Annotated in this window: 17 protein-coding genes; 14 read left to right on the top strand and 3 right to left on the bottom strand. The window is 57.9% G+C overall.

Annotation, left to right across the window (positions count from 1 at the left end; genetic code table 11):
• Window positions 1-253: 253 nt before the first annotated feature.
• Window positions 254-2041 (bottom strand): sensor domain-containing diguanylate cyclase, encoded by a 1788-nt coding sequence (locus AC2FFB_RS11260; RefSeq protein ID WP_496874965.1) that lies wholly within the window; start codon window positions 2039-2041, stop codon window positions 254-256.
• A 181-nt stretch (window positions 2042-2222) separates the two neighbouring features.
• Between AC2FFB_RS11260 and AC2FFB_RS11265 the strand changes: the two genes are divergently transcribed.
• Window positions 2223-4619 (top strand): ATP-dependent helicase, encoded by a 2397-nt coding sequence (locus AC2FFB_RS11265; protein ID WP_142635059.1) that lies wholly within the window; start codon window positions 2223-2225, stop codon window positions 4617-4619.
• Window positions 4620-5013: 394 nt separating this feature from the next.
• On the opposite strand, the gene AC2FFB_RS11270 is transcribed toward AC2FFB_RS11265, so the two are convergent.
• The gene (locus AC2FFB_RS11270; RefSeq protein ID WP_142635057.1) at window positions 5014-5238 is read right to left on the bottom strand and encodes a DUF1127 domain-containing protein; all 225 of its coding nucleotides are present in this window, start codon (window positions 5236-5238) and stop codon (window positions 5014-5016) included.
• Window positions 5239-6155: 917 nt separating this feature from the next.
• On the opposite strand from AC2FFB_RS11270, the gene mraZ reads away from it, so the two are divergent.
• From mraZ to AC2FFB_RS11320, 10 genes are all read left to right on the top strand, one after another.
• Window positions 6156-6623 (top strand): division/cell wall cluster transcriptional repressor MraZ, encoded by a 468-nt coding sequence (gene mraZ, locus AC2FFB_RS11275; RefSeq protein WP_246097158.1) that lies wholly within the window; start codon window positions 6156-6158, stop codon window positions 6621-6623.
• Window positions 6624-6627: 4 nt separating this feature from the next.
• A complete protein-coding gene (gene rsmH, locus AC2FFB_RS11280) occupies window positions 6628-7620 on the top strand; it encodes a 16S rRNA (cytosine(1402)-N(4))-methyltransferase RsmH (protein ID WP_142635189.1) in 993 nt (330 codons plus the stop codon).
• On the top strand, window positions 7617-7985 hold the full coding sequence (gene ftsL / locus AC2FFB_RS11285) for a cell division protein FtsL (RefSeq protein ID WP_142635053.1): 369 nt from the start codon (window positions 7617-7619) through the stop codon (window positions 7983-7985). The genes rsmH and ftsL overlap by 4 nt, the downstream gene beginning before the upstream one ends.
• Entirely contained in the window at window positions 7982-9769 is a 1788-nt protein-coding gene (locus AC2FFB_RS11290; protein WP_142635051.1) for a peptidoglycan D,D-transpeptidase FtsI family protein, read from the top strand. Before ftsL ends, AC2FFB_RS11290 begins: the two co-directional genes overlap by 4 nt.
• A gap of 21 nt (window positions 9770-9790) precedes the next feature.
• Window positions 9791-11272 carry a UDP-N-acetylmuramoyl-L-alanyl-D-glutamate--2,6-diaminopimelate ligase gene (locus tag AC2FFB_RS11295; protein ID WP_496693958.1) on the top strand — a complete coding sequence of 494 codons (1482 nt, stop codon included), beginning with the start codon at window positions 9791-9793 and terminating at the stop codon, window positions 11270-11272.
• The gene (locus AC2FFB_RS11300; RefSeq protein WP_496874910.1) at window positions 11269-12663 is read left to right on the top strand and encodes a UDP-N-acetylmuramoyl-tripeptide--D-alanyl-D-alanine ligase; all 1395 of its coding nucleotides are present in this window, start codon (window positions 11269-11271) and stop codon (window positions 12661-12663) included. The genes AC2FFB_RS11295 and AC2FFB_RS11300 overlap by 4 nt, the downstream gene beginning before the upstream one ends.
• A 24-nt stretch (window positions 12664-12687) precedes the next feature.
• A complete protein-coding gene (gene mraY, locus AC2FFB_RS11305) occupies window positions 12688-13770 on the top strand; it encodes a phospho-N-acetylmuramoyl-pentapeptide-transferase (RefSeq protein WP_496689709.1) in 1083 nt (360 codons plus the stop codon).
• A 63-nt stretch (window positions 13771-13833) separates the two neighbouring features.
• A complete protein-coding gene (locus AC2FFB_RS11310; protein ID WP_496874911.1) occupies window positions 13834-15447 on the top strand; it encodes a tetratricopeptide repeat protein in 1614 nt (537 codons plus the stop codon).
• A gap of 72 nt (window positions 15448-15519) precedes the next feature.
• Entirely contained in the window at window positions 15520-16914 is a 1395-nt protein-coding gene (murD, locus tag AC2FFB_RS11315) for a UDP-N-acetylmuramoyl-L-alanine--D-glutamate ligase (protein ID WP_496713006.1), read from the top strand.
• Between the two features lie 111 nt (window positions 16915-17025).
• Window positions 17026-17400 (top strand): glycine zipper family protein, encoded by a 375-nt coding sequence (locus AC2FFB_RS11320; RefSeq protein ID WP_246097157.1) that lies wholly within the window; start codon window positions 17026-17028, stop codon window positions 17398-17400.
• Between the two features lie 22 nt (window positions 17401-17422).
• Here the strand turns inward: AC2FFB_RS11320 and AC2FFB_RS11325 are convergent, their stop codons facing one another.
• Window positions 17423-18604 carry a BaiN/RdsA family NAD(P)/FAD-dependent oxidoreductase gene (locus tag AC2FFB_RS11325; protein WP_142635040.1) on the bottom strand — a complete coding sequence of 394 codons (1182 nt, stop codon included), beginning with the start codon at window positions 18602-18604 and terminating at the stop codon, window positions 17423-17425.
• Window positions 18605-19087: 483 nt separating this feature from the next.
• On the opposite strand from AC2FFB_RS11325, the gene ftsW reads away from it, so the two are divergent.
• Genes ftsW through murC form a run of 3 tightly spaced genes read left to right on the top strand, consistent with a single transcriptional unit; the run spans window position 19088 to window position 22742 of the window.
• Window positions 19088-20251 (top strand): putative lipid II flippase FtsW, encoded by a 1164-nt coding sequence (gene ftsW, locus AC2FFB_RS11330; protein ID WP_142635039.1) that lies wholly within the window; start codon window positions 19088-19090, stop codon window positions 20249-20251.
• Window positions 20251-21348 carry a UDP-N-acetylglucosamine--N-acetylmuramyl-(pentapeptide) pyrophosphoryl-undecaprenol N-acetylglucosamine transferase gene (locus AC2FFB_RS11335; protein ID WP_142635037.1) on the top strand — a complete coding sequence of 366 codons (1098 nt, stop codon included), beginning with the start codon at window positions 20251-20253 and terminating at the stop codon, window positions 21346-21348. The genes ftsW and AC2FFB_RS11335 overlap by 1 nt, the downstream gene beginning before the upstream one ends.
• Window positions 21345-22742, top strand: coding sequence for a UDP-N-acetylmuramate--L-alanine ligase (gene murC / locus AC2FFB_RS11340; protein WP_282021454.1), 1398 nt, complete (start codon window positions 21345-21347; stop codon window positions 22740-22742). Before AC2FFB_RS11335 ends, murC begins: the two co-directional genes overlap by 4 nt.
• The last annotated feature ends 12 nt before the right edge of the window (window positions 22743-22754 follow it).

A 22754-nucleotide genomic window follows, 5' to 3' on the forward strand; every position in this document is an offset into this window, starting at 1 on the left:
AGAATAGATTGCTCATGTCATACCCCTGAAACTCACGGGTATGAATCACGCAGGCGGGATGACGGCAACCAAATTAATAGGTCCAGAACCTAGGGATTGTGCCGCTCAAAGGCGATAGGGCTGGCTAGGACGGTTGGCAAGATCGCGATGTGGCCAAGATCTTGGAGAAAGCTAACAAGTATAGAAGTGGCTACCTTGCCCGCGCAATCAGGCGCCGGGTAAGTGAAGTTTTTGCTAAGTATTAGCTAGAGCTTCACGCCGCCGCGACTGGGCCTGAAGTCCGAACCTTTTGGCCGTTGCTATCAGCGGACCCGGTTTCGGTTGGCGTTCCCTTGGCGACTTGCACCTGATTGCGCCCTTTGTCTTTTGCCATATACAGCGCGTCATCGGCGGCGCGCATTAAATCTTGCGGCATGGTGCCGTGCGCCGGGTAATGCGATAAACCAACCGAAATCGTTATTCGCGGCAGCGACTTGTCACCGTATCGGACCGAAACCGCTTCGACCGACTGCCGTAATTTCTCGGCACGGCTCACCGCGTCATCCGGGGTGTTGTCCGGCAAGATCAGCATGAATTCCTCACCACCAATACGGCAGGCAACCTCGTCCCGGTCACAGCCCTGTTCCAAGGCGGCTCCGACTGCGCGCAGCACCATGTCGCCTGCATCATGGCCATGAGTGTCGTTGAACTTCTTGAAATGATCGACATCAACGGCGATCAGGCTCAGCGGTACACCGGTCTGTTGACTGCGTGAAATAGACTTGCGCAGGGTTTCCGTCATATGACGACGGTTGAACAGTCCGGTCAAAGGATCACGCACGGACTGGTCGTGCAGCTGATCGCGCATCCTCACATTTGCAATGGCCATGCTGATCTGTTCAGCACAGAGCTGCGCCAGTTTCCTGCTGACGTGAAACTCTTCTTCGCAGTTTTCATGTGCCCGAAGATGCAACAATCCAACCGTCTCGCCATGAGCCAGAATCGGAAAACAGAAATATTGGCGCCCGTCATGCGGTTCCGCATGTTCGCAGATGAAATCAATCTCGGAGGCGCCGAATTCATAGGTACGCCCCCGGCGCAGACCCCAGCACCCCTCGGGGTGGATATGTGCCTTATGGGTGCCGCCGTTCCAACTGGCACAGCCATCAAGCACATCGCGCGAGTTCGAGTAGACGTAAACGCTGCCCTCTGCTTCGGGCAGGATATGGGTCATAAAGCGCGAAACCATATCGAACAGTTCATCCAGCGAACGGCTGGATTGCAGCCATTCGTTCAGCTCCCCTAGCAGCCGCACCTCACGCGCCAGGCGGAGCTGGTCTGCCATCAGATCACGCTCTTTCTCGGATTGTTTGTGCAAAGAGCGCAGTTGCGCCCGGTTGGTCCTGTAGGTCACCAATGACACCATCGCCAGCGCCAACAGGGCCACACCGCTTAGAACGATCAGCGAAATTCTCAGCCGGGTTATGAAGGTCGCCCGCAAATCCGAGATATCGGTAAAAAACTCTATCGCACCGATGAAGCGACCGTTTTTGGTAACCGGCATAAAGACTTTGACTATGTGATGCGCACTGGAGTTCTGAATGTTGCCTGTGTGCAAGTCCAAGCCGTCAATCTCGGATAGGGGCACAACCTCTTGTAAATAGTACACCATTCCCCGGGCAACATCGGCGCGAAAGAACGCGCTGTCTTCGCTCAGGCCGACCTCACCTTGACGAGTGGACCAGACCACACGTCCACTCGTGTCGAACAACCTGAACCGGTAGACATCCGATGCTTCGGGCATCGAGGTCAGAAACTCTGCGTCATGCCCGTCTATATGGCCGGTTCGCAGCGTTGTTTCGGGGTCTTCAAGATGCAAAACAACCCGGCGTTTCCACAATTCTGACTGTTTGAGGATATCTGTCCGCAGCATCCGTTCCACCAAGGGCGCAGGAAGCCTATAGACACCCCAACCCGAACCAATGGCGAGGCTGATCAGCAATAGGGTGATCCCGGTCCATTTGAGTCGATGATTGATCGTCCCCCGCTCAGCCAATGCCATATCCATATGCTCCCAAACCTTTGGGCCAAGCATCTGACCTAAGGCTTTACAGAGAGTTAATGGCATCAGTCGAACACCGCTTCATTTGGTTGGAATTGAACGCAAGGAAAATCTTAAAAGCTTGTGAACAAGCCGTGAACAAAGCCTTTCCCTTTGCGCCCATCCGGCGTAGTTTGAGAGTATGAGCAGTTTTGACGAAATGGACGCCTTCGAGGGCGCATTGCTGTCGGCGCGGGCGATGCCTGCGGTGGCTGTCGACTATTTGAACGACCTCAACCCGGCACAGCGCGAAGCGGTCGAGCGGCTGGACGGTCCGGTTTTGATGCTGGCAGGTGCCGGCACGGGCAAGACCAAGGCACTGACCGCGCGGATCACCCATCTGCTCAGATCTCATCGGGTGCGTGAGAATGAGATTCTGGCCGTGACCTTCACCAACAAGGCCGCGCGCGAGATGAAAGAACGGGTCGGGCGCATGCTGGGCCGACCTGCCGAAGGGATGCCGTGGCTGGGAACGTTCCACGCGATCTGCGTCAAACTGTTGCGCCGCCATGCCGAACTGGCGGGCCTCAAGTCGAATTTTACCATTTTGGATACGGATGACCAAAAGCGCTTGCTCAAGCAACTGACTCAGGCAGCCAATATCGACGACAAACGCTGGCCTGCGCGGATGCTGGCCGGGATCATTGATGACTGGAAAAACCGCGCGCTGACGCCAGATAGAGTGCCTGCTGCGGATGCCGGAGCTTATAATAACAAAGGCATTGAGCTTTATGCCCAATACCAGACCCGCCTGCGTGAGCTGAATGCGGTGGATTTCGGCGATCTGCTGTTGCACATGGTCACGATCTTTCAAACCCATCCGGATGTTCTGGAGCAATACCAGCGCTGGTTCCGCTACATCCTTGTGGACGAGTATCAGGATACCAACGTCGCCCAATATCTCTGGCTGCGTCTGCTGGCCGGGGGGCATAAGAATATCTGCTGTGTTGGCGATGACGATCAGTCGATCTATGGCTGGCGCGGGGCCGAGGTAGGCAACATCCTGCGGTTCGAGAAAGATTTTCCCGGTGCTTTTGTGGTTCGGCTGGAACAGAACTACCGCTCGACCCCGCATATTCTGGCGGCGGCTTCGAACGTTATTCGGGGCAATGAAAGCCGGTTGGGCAAAGAGCTTTGGACCGACAGAGAAGAGGGTGAAAAGGTTCGCCTGATTGGCCATTGGGATGGTGAGGAAGAGGCGCGTTGGATCGGAGAAGAGATCGACGCGATGCAGAGCGGGACGCGTGGCGTGCGTCCGATGAACCTGGACGAAATGGCTATCCTCGTGCGCGCGTCGCACCAGATGCGCGCGTTCGAGGATCGGTTCCTGACCATCGGGATGCCCTACAAGGTGATCGGCGGGCCACGGTTTTATGAGCGGATGGAGATTCGCGATGCCATGGCCTATTTCCGGTTGGTGGTCAGCCCCGAGGATGATCTGGCGTTCGAGCGGATCGTAAACACGCCCAAGCGCGGCCTTGGGGACAAGGCGCAGCAGACCATTCAAGTGGTGGCGCGTGAAAACGGGGTGTCCCTGGTCGAAGGGGCGCGGATCGTGGTCGAGCAGGGGCTGATCAAGGGCAAGGGTGGCAAGGCGCTGCGCGAGTTGATCGACGGGCTGGCTCGGTGGAATGCGATGACACGCGGACCACGGATCGAAGTGGATGATGACACCGTCATTGATGACGGGGTGTCTCCGATCCGCTATGGCGCGCCCGAGCACACGCATATCGAACTGGCGCAGATCGTGCTGGATGAATCCGGCTATACCGCCCATTGGCAGAATGAGAAAACGCCCGAGGCGCCGGGGCGGCTGGAAAACCTCAAGGAACTGGTCAACCAGCTGGACAATTTCGAGAACCTGCAAGGGTTCTTGGAACATGTCAGCCTGGTCATGGACAATGAAAAGGAAACGGATGGGGCAAAGGTCTCGATCATGACTTTGCATGCGGCCAAGGGGCTGGAGTTTCCCGCCGTGTTCCTGCCGGGTTGGGAGGATGGCTTGTTCCCGTCGCAGCGGTCGATGGACGAGACCGGAATCAAGGGGCTCGAAGAGGAACGGCGCCTGGCCTATGTGGGCATCACCCGTGCCGAAGAGGTCTGTACGATTTCCTTTGCCGCCAACCGCCGGGTGTTCGGGCAATGGCAGAATTCGATGCCATCACGGTTTATTGACGAACTGCCCGAGGAGCATGTCGAGGTTCTGACGCCTCCGGGACTCTATGGCGGGGGGCAGCCCTCGGCCGGGATCGAAACCCGCGCGGCTGAGGCAAATGTCTATAACTCACCCGGCTGGAAACGGCTGCAGGCGCGGCAGGGACAATATGGCATGTCGCAACCGCGCGAAACCCGCAACACGGTGATCGACGCAACCGCAGTGGCAAGTTTCACGCTGGGCGAACGGGTGTTTCACAAGAAATTCGGCTATGGCGCTGTGGAGGGCATCGAGGGCGACAAGGTTGAGGTCGCGTTCGACAAGGCGGGCACCAAGAAGGTTGTTGCCCAGTATCTTTTTCCGAAGGACGACGTTCCGTTTTAACCAAAAGGAATGCGCCTGACGGCGCATGCTCAATGTTTTGAAAGGCGCCTGGGTGGGCGCCTTTTTCTTTGGGAGAAACGAAAAACGGCGGTTCCCAGGGAGGAGGAAGGAAACCGCCGTTCTTTTCAACACCAAGGCAGGGAGGAGGAGAGCCCCGATGTATCCGAACCCGGGTTTGATCCCGGTATGAGGAAGACGCGGCGACGTCAGGGAGGAGGAGAGACGTCGCCGCGTACTTTCAACATCAGGGCAGGGAGGAGGAGAGCCCCGATGTATCTGCTTCCGGCGTTCAGGGCCGGTATAAAAGGCGGCAACGTCAGGGAGGAGGAGAGACGTTGCCGCAGATTACAGACCCAAGGGAGGAGTAGGGTCTGATCTCTGTATTGCTGTGCGCTTAACGCGCGAATTGTTCTTCTGCGGCCTGCATTGCCAGCCGACGGATCATTGAGCGGTGCAGGCCCAGATCGGCCAACTCGCGATCGGACAGCTCGGACAGTTCGTTAACCGTCTGGCGGTAGGCCCGATAGCGTGCAAACCGGGTCTTTGCGGTTTCGATCATCGAAGCCAGGCCGAATGCCGGAGCGCTTCTCAGAGCGGTTTGTTGTGTTGCTACACCCATCTGCGTAACCCGTTTCGTATGTTGGTGCCGAAGTGTTTCGGCGTTTGCTTGAGGATGAAAATAAGCAAATGCTGCGATTGCACAATAGTTGACGTCGTCAATGCTGCTATGCAGCAAATGCATGGATATCAAAGAGTTGAATGTTGGCAATCGAATATGCCTTAAAAATATGGGTTTGAGTTGCGCCAAGGGTGTCGCTTCTAATGCGGTTCCACTGAAAACCATAGGATCGTGACGTAAGGTCCGATTGCTTCGGTACGGTTATCGAAGAAGCCGAATGGCTGTGGTCGTGCGTATATGGGAAATCGTGGGTTCAGGTGGTTTTTAGTAACTTGGGAGTGCGTGGGAACCGAGCCACCTTTGTTGATTCGTAGTTTGGAATGGAGGATTTGCTGGCTCTATCTACAGGGAATCGATGAAAGTGAAAAAAGTTGGGAATTCATGGGACGCTTATAATTTCTCTGATTTGTCTATATATGGTTGCTTTTAGGTGGTTGTGTTCTAATTCTGGTGTGTAAATAGAGTTTCCATTCATTTTCTTATCGAGTACATTGTGAGTTGGGACGTGAATGTGAGAAATTTTCTGTTGATTTCCATAAATTCCCATGTCATCCCTTAGTTATCCGATGAGGACGAGGCACATGGGGCGCTAAACGACCCCGAACCAATAAAATCAGGTTTCATACAGGCATCTCGCTTTCATCAATCAAGAGATCCGGCGCGCGGGCGAGCAGACATCCCCCCAGGTGGCGCGCGCAGCTGGACATCCCGCAAAGCGGGTCAATGCGGCGGGTTGATCAGTGGCAGCAGATCAACCCGCCGTTTTAATTCTGGGGGGAGTGAGAATTTCAAGTGGGGCGCAAGCGAAAGGGACAGTCGTCTTGGCGCGCAGGTTTAGAGGTGAAAGCCACCATAAGGTGGACACGAAGGGCAGGGTCTCGATCCCGGCCTCGTTTCGCCGTGTGCTTGAAGCTTCTGATCCCAACTGGCAGCCCGGTGACAATCCCGAACTTGTAATTGTTTATGGCGACCACCGGCGCAAATTCCTTGAATGCTATACTATGCAGGCGATTGACGAAGTTGACGCCAAGATTGATGCGCTTCCACGGGGTTCAATGCAGCGGAAGACATTGCAGCGCATGTTCCACGGGCAATCCTTTCCGACAAACGTGGATGAGACCGGGCGTCTGGTTCTACCCGCCAAGCTGCGCAGCAAGATTGACCTAGAGGGTGAAGCCTTCTTTATTGCCGCTGGCGACACGTTCCAGATCTGGAAGCCTGAAACCTACGAGTCTGATGAATTGGCGGCCGCCGAGGAATGGCTGGATGATCAACCCGAGGATTTCGATCCTTTGGTGTTCCTAGATGGCGTCGGGGACGCGTGACGGCATGGCCGGTGCGCAAACCTCTTCTGACAAACCACATATTCCGGTATTATTGCGCCCTTTGCTGGCTGCAGTCTCTCCGGTGTCGGGCGTTTGGTTGGACGGAACCTTTGGTGCCGGAGGATATACCCGTGGCCTGCTCGAGGCAGGCGCGGACAAGGTCGTCGGCGTTGATCGTGATCCGCTGGCCTTTGAAATGGCTGCGGACTGGGCCAAGGGCTATAGTGATCGGCTGGTGATGCAGCCCGGCGTCTTTTCGCGTCTGGACGAATACGCGCAGAACTTGGACGGGGTGGTGCTGGACCTTGGGGTTTCCTCGATGCAGCTGGATTTGGCCGAGCGTGGCTTTTCCTTTATGAAGGACGGCCCGCTGGACATGCGCATGAGCCAGGACGGCGAAAGCGCGGCTGATCTGGTCAACACCGCAAGCGAAGCGCAGCTGGCCGACATCCTGTTTCACTATGGTGAAGAACGCGCCAGCAGGCGAATTGCCAGGGCTATCGTCAAGGCGCGGGCGGAAGAGCCGATCACAACCACCTTGCGGTTGGTGGGGCTTATCGAATCCTGTCTGCCCAGGCCCAAACCCGGTCAATCGCATCCCGCGACACGCAGCTTTCAGGGGCTGCGCATCGCGGTAAATGCAGAATATGAAGAATTGTTCCAGGGCCTGATGGCCGCTGAGCGCGCGCTGAAACCTGGCGGGCAGCTGGCTGTTGTGACGTTTCATTCGATCGAAGACCGCATGGTCAAGCGGTTCTTTCAGTCGCGGGCTGGCAAAACAGGTCGGGCAAATCGCTATGCGCCCGAAATTGCGCAGGACCAGCCGCAATTTACGCTCAAAACCCGTAAGGCAGTGGGGCCGGACGAGCAGGAATTACAAGAAAATCCGCGTTCGCGCTCAGCCAAGCTGCGTGTCGCTGTGCGCACCGAGGCTCCGGCGGGGGAAATTGAAGCTCGCGCCATTGGGATGCCGCAACTAGGGGGAAGGGCAAAATGAAGAGTGTATTGTATGTGTTGACTGCCTTGGCCGTGTTCGGGGTGGCCCTTTGGGCGTATCAAGAGAACTACCGCACCCAGCAAGTTGTGAAAGAAACGCAAACACTGCAACGAGAGATCGGCGTGGCACAGGTCCGACTGGCCGTTCTGAATGCGGAATGGGCTTATTTGAACCGTCCTGATCGTCTTCGAGAGCTGGCGGATCTGAATTTTGAACGTCTCGGCCTGCTGCCCTTGCGAGCTGAGCAGTTTGGACGCGCGGATCAGGTTGCCTATGCCGAGGATCCGGATCTTCCGATTGTCGATCCCATCGAATTGCAGGCGATAACCAACATTAAGGCGTTGGGAGAGGTGCAGTTCCCATGACGCGCACGCCCCTCCGCCCTCTGGCCCGTGTCCTGGATGCGCGCGCACGCGGTGAAAACCCCAAGGTTATCGAGCGCGAAAACATCCAGAAGCGCCATGAAGATATGAAGGACAGGGCCCGCGCTCGGGCCGAAGGCCGTTTGCTGGTGCTGGGTCTTTTCTTCTTTTGCGCCTTCTCGGTGGTTGGCGTTCGGATGGGGATGCTTGCGACATCCGAGGCGCAAGAACCCTTGGCCAACGCCCCCGGTGCCACAATCGCGATGCAGCGCGCCAATATTGTTGACCGCGAAGGGCGCATTCTGGCGACCAACCTGGACACCTATTCCGTCTATGCCCAGCCGCCGTTGATGATCGATCCGATTGCCGCCGCGGATCAACTGGTGGCAATCTTCCCGGATTTGGAAAAAGACCGTCTGATCAAGGATTTCACTGGCAACCGCAAGTTCCTGTGGATCAAAAAGCGTATCTCGCCCGAGCAGAAGCAAGCCGTGCATGACATCGGTGATCCAGGTATTCTGTTTGGCCCCCGCGAAATGCGCCTTTACCCGAATGGCAAGCTGGCAGCACATATCCTTGGCGGGTCAGGTTTTGGACGTGAAGGCGTGAGCGCTGCCGAGGTGATCGGCGTGGCCGGGATTGAAAAGCAGTTCGACGATTATCTGCGGGACCCTGCCAACGGAAACAAGCCGCTGCAACTCTCGCTGGATCTGACCGTACAGGCCGCTGTCGAACAGGTGCTTTTTGGTGGCATGAAGATCATGAACGCCAAAGGCGCCTCAGCCGTTTTGATGGATGCGCATACGGGCGAGGTCATCTCGGCGGCGTCGCTGCCATCCTTTGATCCTAATGATCGCCCGCGCCCCCCGACGTCGGGGTTTGACCCTTCGGACAGCCCCTTGTTCAACCGCTATGTGCAGGGCGTGTACGAGTTGGGATCGGTGTTCAAGATATTCACCGCCGCGCAGGCAATTCAGCTTGGTCTGGTGAATTCTGAAACGATCATCGACACCTCGGGTCCGATGAAAATCGGTCGTTTTCCGATTGGTGAGTTCAACGGCAAGAATTACGGAAAGATCAGCGTGGCGGATGTGATCGTCCACAGCTCGAACCGGGGTACTGGGCGTCTGGCGCTGCAAATTGGCGCGCAGCGGCAACAGGAATTCCTGCGTTCGCTGGGCATGTTCGAACCGACCCCGTTCGAGATTGTCGAAGCAAAAGGTGGCGAGCCGCTCAAGCCCAAGAAATGGGGTGAGCTGAGCACAGTGACCATTTCTTATGGCCATGGCTTGTCGACCAGCCCGATGCATCTGGCGGCGGGATATGCGGCGATTGCCAATGGCGGGTATTATGTCAGCCCAACGATTCTGCGCAGGAGCGGGTCACAATATGGCCCGCGCGTGATGTCTCTGGGCGCTGCGACGCAGGCGCAGAAGATGCTGCGCAAGGTTGTCACCGACGGCACAGCGAGCTTTGGCGATGTCGCCGGCTATGACGTGGCAGGTAAAACCGGTACGGCAGACAAACCGAAGCCGCGCGGTGGGTACTATGATGACAAAGTCATCGCCACTTTTGCGACGATCTTCCCGGCCTATGATCCGAAGTACGTACTTATCGTCACTCTGGATGAACCTTCCATCGTGGCCTATGGCGAAAAACGCCGTACAGCAGGGTGGACAGCCGTACCTGTGGCTGCGGAGCTGATCGGGCGTGTCGCGCCCTTGTTGGGATTGCGCCCCCGGCTTGAGCCTGAGGCGCGCGCTGCTATAACGCTGACCTCGAATTAGGCGTCCGGCGAAAGGTGGGTCATGGGCACTAGGACTAAGAAACTCAGCCAACTGGCCCTGACCGCACGTGCGGGTGCAAACCCTGAGATTACCGGGTTGGCCGTTGATAGCCGCGAGGTCAAAGACGGTTATCTGTTTGCGGCACTTCCGGGAACGCGCGTCCATGGCGCAGAGTTCATTCAATATGCTCTGCGAATGGGGGCCGCCGCAATCCTCACCGATGCCGAAGGGGCCGAGGTCGCAGCGGGCGTGCTTGCGGGGTCGGATGCCGCGCTGGTGGTGGTTGAAGACCCAAGGCAGGCGCTGGCAGGATGCGCAGCACTGTGGTTCGGAAAGCAACCTCAGACCATCGTGGCTGTGACGGGGACCAATGGTAAAACCTCTGTCGCGACCTTTGTCCGCCAAATCTGGATGGAACTGGGTCATGCGGCCGTCAACCTGGGCACAACCGGGGTCGAGGGCGCATGGACTGCCCCTTTGGCGCATACAACGCCCGAACCGATCACCCTGCATCGGTGTTTGGCCGACGCGGCTGAGAACGGTGTGACACATGCCGCGATGGAAGCATCCTCGCATGGTCTCGAGCAGCGCCGCCTGGACGGGGTACAGTTGGCGGCAGCGGGTTTCTCGAATTTCACCCAGGATCATCTGGATTATCACGAAACCTTCGAGGCGTATTTTGCCGCCAAAGCAGGACTTTTCGACCGCGTGTTGCCTCAGGACGGCACGGTTGTGGTCAACATGAGCGATCCAAAGGGTGGGCAGGTTCGTCGTATCGCTGAAACCCGTGGGCAAAATGTGCTGACCGTTGGATTGGGTGATGCAGATCTGTGTCTGCTCAATCAGCGCTTTGATGCAACCGGGCAGGATCTGCGGTTTTCGTGGCAGGGTAAGGTATATCAGACCCGATTGAACCTGATCGGTGGGTTCCAGGCTGAAAACATCCTGCTGGCATGTGGGCTGGTGATCGCTGGTGGCGAAGATCCCAGGCGTGTTTTCGAGACCCTGCCACATCTGACGACGGTCCGGGGACGGATGCAACTGGCTGCGACGCGTGAAAACGGGGCTGCTGTGTTTGTCGATTACGCCCATACGCCAGATGCTGTGGCCACGGCACTCAAGGCTTTGCGCCCTCATGTTATGGGCCGGCTTATCGCCGTCATCGGTGCCGGCGGAGATCGTGATGCGACCAAGCGCCCGCTGATGGGCAAGGCTGCGGCCAATAACGCTGATGTGGTATTTGTCACCGACGACAATCCTCGCACCGAAGACCCAGCTACCATTCGTACCGCTGTGATGCTGGGCGCGCCCGAGGCAACCGAAGTGGGTGATCGTGCCGAAGCCATCCTGCGCGGCATAGATGCCCTGCAACCGGGTGATGCCTTGCTGATCGCCGGAAAAGGGCACGAGACAGGACAGATCGTGGGCGATCAGGTATTGCCATTCGATGACGTTGAGCAAGCCAGCATTAGCGTGGCCGCCCTGGACGGGAGGGTGGCATGACGCTCTGGACTGCGGCCGAGGCCGCTGCGGCCACGGGTGGGCGTGCCACCGCCGATTGGCAGGTCAATGGCGTATCCATCGACACCCGCACATTGCAGCCCGGAGATCTGTTTGTTGCGCTGAAGGCGGCGCGCGATGGCCACGATTTTGTGGCGCAAGCGCTTGAGAAGGGCGCAGGCGCAGCGCTGGTCTCGCAGATACCCGAGGGCGTTTCCCCGGACGCGCGGTTACTGATCGTCGAAGACGTACAGACCGGGCTTGAGGCACTGGGGCAGGCGGCCCGCGCCCGGACCGAGGCGCGCGTGGTTGGCGTGACCGGTAGCGTTGGTAAGACATCGACCAAGGAAATGCTAGCCAATATTCTGGAAACGCAGGGGAAAACCCATGCCAGCGTTGCCAGTTACAACAACCATTGGGGTGTGCCGCTGACGCTTGCCCGGATGCCGCGTGACACCGAATTTGCCGTGATAGAGATCGGGATGAACCACCCCGGAGAGATCGCTCCGCTCGCGCGTCAGGCCCGCCCGCATGTGGCCTTGGTTACCACCGTCGCGGCAGTCCATCTTGAGGCGTTCGACTCGGTCGCCGGTATTGCAGAGGAAAAAGCCGCGATATTCGAAGGGTTGGCTCCAGGCGGCGCGGCCATCGTGAATGCGGATATCGAACACGCCGACATCCTGCGCCAAATTGCAAATGAGGCCGGGGCAGGGATCGTTGGTTTTGGGCGCGCTGCGTCAGATTACGTGCTGACCGGAGTTGTGCAAAAACCTGACTCGGTCCATGCAACGGCCAGCGTCGACGGAAAAGACATCTCTTTTGATGTGCAATCAGCAGGCACTCATTTCGCCATGAATGCGCTTGGGGCATTGGCCGCCTGCGTTGAACTTGGTGTTGACCTGAACGACGCCATCACCGGCCTGCGCAACTGGTCGCCGGTAAAAGGTCGCGGCGTTCGCGAGCAGATTTCGCTGGCCGGTGGTGGTCAGATCGAATTGCTGGACGACAGCTATAACGCCAATCCAACTTCGATGGAGGCTGCCTTGGAAGTTTTGGCCGCCTCACAGGGCATGCGCCGGATCGCGTTTCTGGGTGATATGAAAGAGCTGGGCGCGCAAGAGATCCCCATGCATGCAGCGATGGCGAATGTCGCGGCTATGACGCAGATGGATCAGGTTCACTGCATTGGCCCGCTTATGAAAGCGCTTTACGATGCGTTGCCAGCGGAAAAGCGCGGACTTTGGTTTGAGACCAGCGTTGAGATGGCTGAACGGCTGCCAGAGCTGATCTGCGCAGGCGACACTGTTCTTGCCAAAGGATCACTCAGCATGGCGTTGGCGCGTATTGTTGACGGTTTGCGGAAAATGGGGCAAGGGGACGCGCTTGAGCCATGATCGGCGCACGGGAAAGGTATTGATATGCTCTATTGGTTGACCGGCCTGTCGGACGGAGGGGACTTTTTCAACCTCTTCCGGTACATCACATTCCGGGCGGGCGGTGCCTTTATGACGGCGCTGATTTTCGGCTTTATCTTCGGTAAACCGCTGATCAATGTGCTGCGCCGCAAGCAGGGCAAAGGCCAACCGATCCGCGATGATGGCCCCGAGGGGCACTTTTCCAAAGCGGGTACGCCGACCATGGGCGGCTTGCTGATCGTGGGCGCGCTTGTCACATCCACACTGGTCTGGGCACGCTGGGACAACCCCTATGTCTGGATGGTCTTATTCGTGACGCTGGCCTATGCCGCCATCGGGTTTGCAGATGACTATGCCAAAGTCTCCAAACAGAACACCAAAGGCGTTTCGGGAAAAATGCGGCTGGGACTTGGGGTGATTATCGCGGTTTTGGCCTCGGTCTGGGCCACGATGCACCACCCCGAGGCGCTGCAGAATCAGCTTGCTGTGCCGGTATTCAAAGACACGCTGCTCAATCTGGGAATATTCTACATTCCCTTCGCGATTGTCGTGATCGTTGGGTCAGCAAATGCGGTGAACCTGACCGACGGGCTGGACGGGCTGGCGATCATGCCCGCAATGATCGCCGCATCGACCCTGGGGATTATCGCCTATGCGGTGGGCCGGGTCGACTTCACCGAGTATCTGGATGTGCATTACGTGCCCGGAACCGGCGAGATCTTTATTTTCACTTCGGCCCTGTTCGGTGCTGGCCTTGGGTTTCTATGGTACAACGCGCCGCCTGCAGCCGTGTTCATGGGCGATACCGGATCGCTTGCCCTAGGCGGTGCTTTGGGCGCAATTGCGGTCGCCACCAAACACGAGCTGGTCCTTGCAGTCGTCGGAGGTCTGTTCGTGGTCGAAGCGCTGAGCGTGATCATCCAGGTGCTGTACTTCAAACGCACAGGACGCCGCGTGTTCCTGATGGCGCCGATCCATCATCACTATGAGAAAAAAGGCTGGGCCGAACCCACCATCGTGATCCGGTTCTGGATCATCTCTCTGATCCTGGCGATGATCGGTCTGGCCACGCTGAAAGTGCGCTAACAAGGCCTTTTCCTTGCAAGTTTCGCCCGAACTCAGGCGAAACCCACCTTCCAAACGCGCCACATGCCGGTATGGTGGCGCAATAGATTGTGGATTGGTGCGGCGTTGGATTGGCTTGCAGGTTTTGGGTTTTCCATTTGGGCTTGGTTTGGGGATGAGGATCACCAAAACAGGGTGACGGCAATTTCGGCTGCGGTCGCAGTTTTCTTGACGTTAATCGGGATGGTACTGGGTGCGATCTGGTTTTGTATTCAATGGATATCGCCAAAATCAAAACCCCTGCACGACGACCCTAAACCAACCCCGCTTCCGGACGTCAACGTGCTGACTCTGGATCAGCATTTGGCGATTCTAGAAAAACGAGAGCATCACTTAGAGCAGAAACTTGCAACTGCCCATGATGATGAGAAAGCGCAGTTAACTGCGCAGATCGCTGAGCTTAAAAATCAGATGGCCAATCCAGACGCGTCGCTTGCAACAGCGCGAAAACGTATTGCCGAGTTAGAAGCGTTGTTGGAACGATCCGGCAATGAAATCGGCGGGGATCGTCTGGCAGAGGCGCGGGAGGCTTTGGAAAAAGGCGACTACTCCATCGCGGATGATTTGTTTGCCGAAATTGAGGAGCGTCGCAAACTGGAGATCGAGGAAGCCGCGCGCGCAGCCTTCGGTCGAGGAGAGATTGCTGAGGCCGAAGTCCGCTGGGCTGATGCCGCAGAGCACTACGCCCGTGCAGCAAAATTGGACGCTCGTTTTGAGAACTTGCAAAAAGCCAGTGATCTTGCCCAGCGCTCAGAGAATTACGAATCGGCTTTGCGTTTCAGTGGCGAACTTTTGGAGTTTGCGCGCTCGAATGAGGCTGCGGGACCTCTCGCTGAGGCACTTAATCAACACGCAATCAATTTAAATGCGTTGGGCCGCTATGATCAGGCCGAGCCGCTCTATCGCGAGGCGCTGCAGATCGACCGCGACGTGCTTGGTGTCGAACATCCAATTTATGCCACCCGTCTTAACAACCTCGCCCTGTTGCTGAGGACAATGGGGCGTTACGATAAAGCCGAGCCGCTTTTTCGCGAGGCGCTGGAGATTGACCGTAAGGCGCACGGGGTAGAGCACCCCGACTATGCAATTGACCTCAATAATCTCGCCGGTTTGCTGACTGCAACGGGTCGTTACGATGAGGCTGAACCGCTTTATCGCGAGGCGCTTGATATTGGTCGCAAAACGATCGGTGTCGAGCATCCGAACTATGCGATCAGACTCAACAACCTTGCGGAGTTGCTGAAGGAAATGGCACGCTATGATGAGGCCGAGCCGCTTTATCGCAAGGCACTGGAGATTGACCGCATTGCCCTGGGCTCCGAGCACCCCGACTATGCAATCGATCTCAACAACCTAGCGGGGTTGCTGGAGGCAACGGGTCGCTACGATGAGGCCGAGCCACTTTATCGTGAGGCGCTGGAAATTGACCGCAACGCGCTTGGAGACGAGCATCCCAGCTATGCAACCGATCTCAACAACCTCGCAGGGTTGTTGGTAGCAACGAGGCGTTACGGTGAAGCCGAGCCGCTTTGTCGCGAGGCGCTGGGCATTCTTGAGAAGGCTCTAGGGTTCGAGCATCCAAACACGGTAACGGTCCGGAAAAACTTGGATGTCTTGCGCGCAAATAAGTCCAGCTAACCGCGCTTGCATTCCACCTCGCGGCCTGTACAGGGTAGTCTGCGCGGCAAACTGCAAGGATGGAGTGCACGAATGATCCCGGTCAAAGGGTTTTCAGGACAGAAAGTTGCGGTTCTGGGGCTGGGTCGGTCCGGCCTGACCACGGCGCGCGCCTTGCGGGCCGGTAAGGCTGAACCCGTCTGCTGGGATGACAATCCGGCTGCGCGCGCTGCGGCCGAAGCTGAAGGGTTCAGCTGTCAGGATCTGGGACGCCACGGGGCGTTTGATGAGGTTGCCTGTCTGATTGTCTCGCCCGGGATACCGCATCTCTACCCATCGCCGAACCCTGTGGTGGCTGCCGCGCTTGAGGCCGGGGTGCCCGTGGATAACGATATCGGTTTGTTTTTCCGCTCGTTTGCCGGGCCGGAATGGGACAATCTGGATACTCCGCCCCGCGTGGTTGCGGTGACCGGGTCGAACGGGAAATCAACCACCGCCGCCCTTATCCATCATATCCTTATCGAAGCCGGCCGTGAGGCACAGCTGGCGGGGAATATCGGCCGAGGCGTTTTGGACATTGATCCAGGGGGCAATGGCTCGGTCGTGGTGTTGGAGTTGTCGAGCTATCAGACAGAGCTTGCGCGGTCGCTGACACCTGATGTGGCCGTTTTCACCAATCTGTCACCGGATCATCTGGATCGTCACGGCGGCACGGGGGGCTATTTCGCCGCCAAGCGCCGTCTGTTTGCCGAAGGTGGCCCTGACCGTGCCGTGATCGGCGTGGATGAGGACGAAGGCGCCTTTCTGGCTGGTCAGCTGGCCGAAGCGCCAACGGATGACCGGGTGATCCGTATTTCGGTTGCCCGCAAGTTGACCGGACCCGGATGGCAGGTATTTGCGCGCAAAGGGTTCCTGTCGGAATATCGCAAGGGGCGACAGGCGGGGTCGATTGACCTGCGCGAGATCAAAGGTCTGCCCGGTGCACATAATCACCAGAATGCCTGTGCCGCCTACGCCACGTGCCGCGCGTTGGGGTTGGCCCCACGGATCATTCAGGATGCGTTGCACAGCTATCCGGGCCTGCCGCATCGCAGTCAGATCATTGCCGAAGCGGATGGGGTCACCTATGTGAACGATTCAAAGGCGACCAATGTCGACAGCGCTGTAAAGGCGTTGAACGCGTTCAAGAAGGTCCGCTGGATCTGTGGCGGGCTTGAGAAAGAGGGCGGGTTGTCTGCACTCAACTCAGCCAGTGAACATGTGCTCAAGGCTTATGTGATCGGGCGCGAAGCTGCCGGATTTGCAATGCAGTTACAGGCAGATACCGTGGTTTGCACCACAATGGCAGAAGCCGTTGAACAGGCAATGAACGACGCGCAGTCGGGCGAGACGATTCTGCTGGCCCCTGCCGCAGCCAGCTTTGATCAATATGACAATTTCGAACAACGCGGTGAGGATTTTGCCGAACAGGTTCGCAAACGGCTTTAGGACACGCCATTTGCAATAGATCGCCGGTTGGGCCAAGCTGAGATGCTATCAGCTTGACGCGCCATATTTTTTGGTTTTGCTACCCGTCAAATTCAACACGAGGTTATGACTATGCCATATCGTAAGTTTTCCCTGATCCTGCCTGCCATTCTGATTGCGGGTGCCTGCACCAACACTGGCGCAAACTACCAACCGATCATCGATGGTCCGGTTGGCCCGAATTACAACGTTGATCTGCAGCAGTGCCAACAGCTTGCGGCATCGCAGGCATCTGTTGATGGCACCACGGCCGGGAATGCAGCCATCGGCGCCGTTGGCGCAGCCGCAGTGACCGGGATCGTACAGGACAGCAGCGATAATCTGGGCCGTGCTGCAGTTGCAGGTGCGTTGGTTGGCGCCGGTGCGGATGTGATCAACAAGAACCAGAACAAAGAAGTGTTGGTGCGTAACTGCATGCGTGGCCGTGGGTACAACGTCGTCGGCTAGTGCCGCGCAAATACCGTGTCGGCTAACCACGACTGGCGATTGCAGTTCCAGCGGCATGGCCTGAGGACCATGCCCATTGGAAATTGTACCCACCCAGCCAACCGGTGACATCCACCGCTTCACCTATCGCATAGAGGCCGGGGACATCCCTGGCCTCCATCGTTTTTGACGACAGATCATCGGTGTCGATGCCGCCCAGCGTGACCTCGGCGGTGCGATAGCCTTCGGTCCCGGAAGGGGTCAGATGCCAGTTCGACAGGGCCTCGACCAGGTCCGAAAGGGCAGTGTCCGATTGGTCGGCCAGATTGCCCTGCATGGGAATGTGTTGGCTCAGGAAATCGACCAATCGCGCGGGTAACTGCCGGGAAAGTTCAGTAGTCAGGGCTTTGCGTCCGCTGTTTTGGCGCTGATCTCGCAGCAGGTCGAACAGTGGCATATCCTGGATGAGGTTGACCCGGATCGCCTCACCCTCGCGCCAGTATGAGGATAGTTGCAGCGCAGCTGGTCCGCTGAGGCCGCGATGGGTGAAAAGCAAAGCCTCGTCAAAGCTGGTCCGGTCGTTCGACAGCCGCGTCGGCAGCGAGACGCCGGACAGGTCCTTGAACCTGCCATCGGAAAAGGTGAACGGCACCAGAGCCGCGCGTGTCTCGGTCATCCGCAATCCAAACTGGTGCGCGATGTCATAAGCCAGACCCGTCGCCCCCATTTTAGGGATCGACTTGCCGCCTGTGGCCAGTACCAGATTGGTGCAGGTCAGGGCATGACGCTGCCCCTCGCGCTCAACCGTCAGCGCGAAACCAGTGTCGGTTTTGCGCAGGTCCTTCATCTCGGTCCTTACCCACAGCTCGGCCCCGGCGCGCTCTATTTCATCCAGCAACATTTGGATGATCTGTTTCGAGGAACCGTCGCAGAACAGCTGTCCCAGTGTTTTCTCGTGCCAAGCGATGTCATGACGCCCGACCATTTCAATGAAATCCCACTGCGTGTAGCGCGCCAATGCGGACTTACAGAAATGCGGGTTCTGAGACAGGAAGTTGCCTGACCCTGCATACATATTGGTGAAATTGCACCGCCCGCCGCCCGATATGCGGATTTTCTCACCCGGCGCCTTCGCGTGATCGATCACCAGAACGCGCCCAACGCAATGGGCGGCACACATCAAGCCAGCAGCACCGGCGCCCAGGATGATCGTATCATAAGTCATGCGCGGGGGATGGCGTGGAATGGCTGGGATGGCAAGGGGGAGACGTAAAAACGCGCTGCAAACGTCCGTCCGTGACTGTGGCTCCGTCCTCTGATTGGTTTGGGAAAATGGAATGAAATTGGCAGTTGGAACATTTGTGATATTGGCCGGAATACCATGTGCCAGAATACGCCCGACAAAGAAGCTCAATATGACGCTCTGCACAGGAGGGCGGTTCAGTGATCACGCGCATTTCCCAAGTCACAGTTCAACTGGGAAAAAAGGCTGAATTGGTCGAATCCAGGGGGAAAAAGCACAACGATCTTGTTCCCTAGGTGATCCGAACGCCCGGGACGGGAAGCCCTGAAGCGGATCACTGGCTTGAAGGCGCCAATTTCCCCCTGTTGCGGCGTCATTCCACTAGCCCAAACGCTAAAACCCCTGTAGACTCGCACGTAGACCCCGAAAACGGGGCGTTGACGAGGCAGATAGTGGCGGTATCTCATGACTGAGATGGTGTATGGCGCGGTCCAAGACCAGCGCGGAGAACCGATTCTACCGAAGTGGTGGCGGACGATTGATCGTTGGACGATGTCCTGCGTACTGATCCTGTTTGTCATCGGGCTGTTGCTGGGGTTGGCCTCATCGCCGCCGCTGGCTGGTCGCAACGGGTTCGATCCGTTCCATTATGTCGAACGCCAGGCGTTGTTCGGCGGATTGGCGCTTGTTGCGATGCTGCTGACTTCGATGATGTCGCCCACACTGGTTCGACGTCTGGCGGTGTTGGGGTTTCTTGCTGCTTTTGTCGCGCTGGTCTTCCTTCCCGTCTTTGGCACAGATTTTGGCAAAGGTGCGGTGCGTTGGTATTCGCTTGGCTTTGCCTCGCTGCAGCCGTCTGAATTTCTGAAACCCGGGTTTATCGTTGTGGCGGCCTGGTTGCTGGCCGCGTCACAACAGATCAACGGCCCGCCCGGTCGGCTATGGTCTTTTGCGCTGTGCATGGCGATTGTCGCCATGTTGGTTATGCAGCCCGATTTTGGTCAGGCCTGCCTGATCCTGTTTGGCTGGGGCGTGATGTATTTCGTTGCCGGTGCGCCGATGTTGTTGCTGGTTGGTATGGCGGGGTTTGTCGTGCTAGGCGGTATGTTTGCCTATTCCAACTCGGAACATTTCGCCCGACGTATTGACGGATTTCTGAACCAAGAGGTCGATCCGACCACCCAGCTGGGCTATGCCACCAATGCGATCCGCGAGGGCGGGCTTTTCGGTGTCGGCGTGGGTGAAGGGCAGGTTAAATGGTCGCTGCCCGATGCCCATACGGATTTCATCATCGCTGTCGCGGCCGAGGAATATGGCCTGATCCTGGTGCTGATCATCATCGCGCTGTATTCCCTGATCGTCGTGCGGTCATTGCTGCGGCTGATGCGCGAGCGCGACATGTTCATCCGTCTTGCGGGTACCGGTCTGGCCTGCATGTTCGGGGTTCAGGCGATGATCAATATGGGCGTCGCCGTGCGCCTTTTGCCTGCCAAAGGCATGACTTTGCCGTTCGTCAGCTATGGTGGGTCCTCGCTGATTGCAGGTGGTATTGCAATCGGCATGCTTCTGGCGTTTACCCGCACCCGCCCTCAGGGCGAACTTGGTGATATTCTACGCGGACGAGGCTGATGGGCAAACCCTACCTTCTGATTGCGGCTGGCGGGACCGGGGGCCACATGTTCCCGGCTCAGGCGCTAGCCGAGGCGATGCTGCACAGGGGCTGGCGTGTGCGCTTGTCCACCGATACGCGCGGCGCACGATATACGGGTGGCTTTCCGCATTCGACTGAAATTGTCGAGGCGTCCTCGGCAACCTTCGCTCGTGGCGGACTGCCCGCCAAACTGATGGTCGGTCCCAAGATCGCAGGTGGTGTCGCCGGTATGGCGTTTCAGATGCTGCGCGACCGACCGGACGTCGTGGTCGGCTTTGGCGGTTACCCCTCGATCCCAGCGCTGGGCGCTGCGACGATGTTGAAGATCCCGCGCATGATCCATGAACAGAACGGCGTTTTGGGCCGCGTGAATCAGCTGTTTGCGACCCGCGTGGCGCAGGTGGCTTGTGGTGTCTGGCCGACTGATCTGCCGGACGGTGCAAAGGGCATACATACCGGCAACCCGGTTCGGGCCGCCGTGCTGGACCGGGCTGCGGCGGGCTATATCCCACCGGGCGATTACCCGATGTCGATCCTGGTGATGGGTGGCTCGCAAGGTGCGCGCATCCTTAGTCAGATTGTGCCCGAAGCGATTGCCGCGCTGCCTGATGAGATGCGCCGCCATATTCGTGTCGCACATCAGGCCCGTGACGAAGACGGCGCCCGTGTTTCCGCGTTTTATGACGACCACGGTATCCGTGCCGAAGTGAAACCGTTCTTTCAGGATGTGCCCCGTCGTATGTCCGATGCGCAGCTGGTGATATCACGCTCAGGTGCGTCAAGTGTTGCGGATATTTCCGTCATCGGACGGCCCTCGATCCTGATCCCGTATGCCGCCGCAGCGGGCGATCATCAGACCGCCAATGCACGCGGGCTGGTTCAGGCCGGAGGGGCAATCATGATCCCAGAGAACCTGCTTGACGTTCCTTCGCTGACACAGCAAATCACCGCAGTTCTGACAAACCCCGAAGCCGCGCAAAAGATGGCCCATGCCGCCTTATCGACCGGCGCACCGGACGCGACCGAGCGTTTGGTCGCCCAGGTCGAACAGTTGGCGCAGAAGGAGACCGCATGACCCCAGCAACCAAACTGCCGCAGGATGTCGGGCCGATCCATTTCGTGGGTATCGGCGGGATCGGGATGTCGGGCATTGCCGAGGTGCTTTTAAATCTGGGCTATCGGGTTCAAGGCTCGGACCTGAAGGCGTCGAAGATCACCGACCGTTTGGCGGGTCTGGGGGCCGAGATCTTTGTCGGTCAAAGTGCTGAAAACCTTGAGAACGCCGCCGTGGTTGTGGTGTCGACCGCGATCAAACCGGGCAACCCGGAGCTGGACGGTGCCCGTGCGCGCGGCCTGCCAGTGGTGCGTCGGGCCGATATGCTGGCCGAATTGATGCGCTTGAAATCCAACATTGCCATTGCCGGAACCCACGGCAAGACCACCACCACCACGATGATGGCTGAACTGATGGTGGCAGGGGAATTTGACCCGACCGTGATCAATGGCGGTATCATTCACGCTTATGGCTCGAACGCGCGGATGGGGCAGGGCGAATGGATGGTGGTCGAGGCGGACGAATCCGACGGCTCGTTCAACCGTCTGCCTGCGACCATTGCCATTGTCACCAATATCGACCCCGAGCATATGGAACATTGGGGCGATTTCGACCAGCTGCGCGACGGGTTCTACGAATTTGTCTCGAACCTGCCGTTTTACGGGCTTGCCGTCTGCTGCACCGACCACGCCGAAGTGCAAACACTGGTGGGTCGCATAACAGACCGGCGCGTGCGGACTTATGGTTTCAACGCGCAGGCGGATGTGCGGGCCGAGAACCTGACCTATAAGGGCGGCGTCGCACATTTCGACATTCACCTGCAATACGAAGACAAGAGGATCGAGGGTTGCACCCTGCCGATGCCCGGCGACCACAACGTCTCGAACGCATTGTCGGCCGTCGCTGTTGCCCGCCACCTGGGCATGAAAGCCGCCGAAATCCGCGAAGCGTTGGCTAATTTCGGTGGCGTCAATCGTCGCTTTACCAAAGTGGGTGAGGTCGATGGCGTCACGATCATCGACGATTACGGTCACCACCCGGTTGAAATCGCAGCGGTTCTGAAAGCCGCACGCCAGGCCACCGAAGGCCGAGTGATAGCGGTCCATCAACCCCACAGGTATTCGCGTTTGTCTAATCTGTTCGATGATTTCTGTACCTGTTTCAATGACGCCGACGTTGTTGCCATCGCCGATATTTTCGCTGCCGGAGAGGACCCGATCGAAGGGGCGTCCCGCGATGACCTGGTTCAGGGGCTGATCCGGCATGGGCATCGACATGCCCGCGCTTTGATGGACGAATCCGATCTTGAACGCCTGGTTCGTGAACAGGCCCGCCCCGGAGACATGGTTGTCTGCCTTGGTGCCGGTACGATCAGCGCCTGGGCCAATGGCCTGCCTTCGCGCTTGCAGAAATAACAGGCGATGTGA

Source organism: Ruegeria sp. YTSA219, assembly GCF_059609985.1.

What these genes read in the sequence shown, in the direction of transcription:
- AC2FFB_RS11260 (WP_496874965.1), bottom strand. Translation starts at nt 2,041, where the DNA reads ATGGCATTGGCTGAGCGGGGGACGATCAATCATCGACTCAAATGGACC.
- AC2FFB_RS11265 (WP_142635059.1), top strand. Translation starts at nt 2,223, where the DNA reads ATGAGCAGTTTTGACGAAATGGACGCCTTCGAGGGCGCATTGCTGTCG.
- AC2FFB_RS11270 (WP_142635057.1), bottom strand. Translation starts at nt 5,238, where the DNA reads ATGGGTGTAGCAACACAACAAACCGCTCTGAGAAGCGCTCCGGCATTC.
- rsmH (WP_142635189.1), top strand. Translation starts at nt 6,628, where the DNA reads ATGGCCGGTGCGCAAACCTCTTCTGACAAACCACATATTCCGGTATTA.
- ftsL (WP_142635053.1), top strand. Translation starts at nt 7,617, where the DNA reads ATGAAGAGTGTATTGTATGTGTTGACTGCCTTGGCCGTGTTCGGGGTG.
- AC2FFB_RS11290 (WP_142635051.1), top strand. Translation starts at nt 7,982, where the DNA reads ATGACGCGCACGCCCCTCCGCCCTCTGGCCCGTGTCCTGGATGCGCGC.
- AC2FFB_RS11295 (WP_496693958.1), top strand. Translation starts at nt 9,791, where the DNA reads ATGGGCACTAGGACTAAGAAACTCAGCCAACTGGCCCTGACCGCACGT.
- AC2FFB_RS11300 (WP_496874910.1), top strand. Translation starts at nt 11,269, where the DNA reads ATGACGCTCTGGACTGCGGCCGAGGCCGCTGCGGCCACGGGTGGGCGT.
- mraY (WP_496689709.1), top strand. Translation starts at nt 12,688, where the DNA reads ATGCTCTATTGGTTGACCGGCCTGTCGGACGGAGGGGACTTTTTCAAC.
- AC2FFB_RS11310 (WP_496874911.1), top strand. Translation starts at nt 13,834, where the DNA reads ATGCCGGTATGGTGGCGCAATAGATTGTGGATTGGTGCGGCGTTGGAT.
- murD (WP_496713006.1), top strand. Translation starts at nt 15,520, where the DNA reads ATGATCCCGGTCAAAGGGTTTTCAGGACAGAAAGTTGCGGTTCTGGGG.
- AC2FFB_RS11320 (WP_246097157.1), top strand. Translation starts at nt 17,026, where the DNA reads ATGCCATATCGTAAGTTTTCCCTGATCCTGCCTGCCATTCTGATTGCG.
- AC2FFB_RS11325 (WP_142635040.1), bottom strand. Translation starts at nt 18,604, where the DNA reads ATGACTTATGATACGATCATCCTGGGCGCCGGTGCTGCTGGCTTGATG.
- ftsW (WP_142635039.1), top strand. Translation starts at nt 19,088, where the DNA reads ATGACTGAGATGGTGTATGGCGCGGTCCAAGACCAGCGCGGAGAACCG.
- AC2FFB_RS11335 (WP_142635037.1), top strand. Translation starts at nt 20,251, where the DNA reads ATGGGCAAACCCTACCTTCTGATTGCGGCTGGCGGGACCGGGGGCCAC.
- murC (WP_282021454.1), top strand. Translation starts at nt 21,345, where the DNA reads ATGACCCCAGCAACCAAACTGCCGCAGGATGTCGGGCCGATCCATTTC.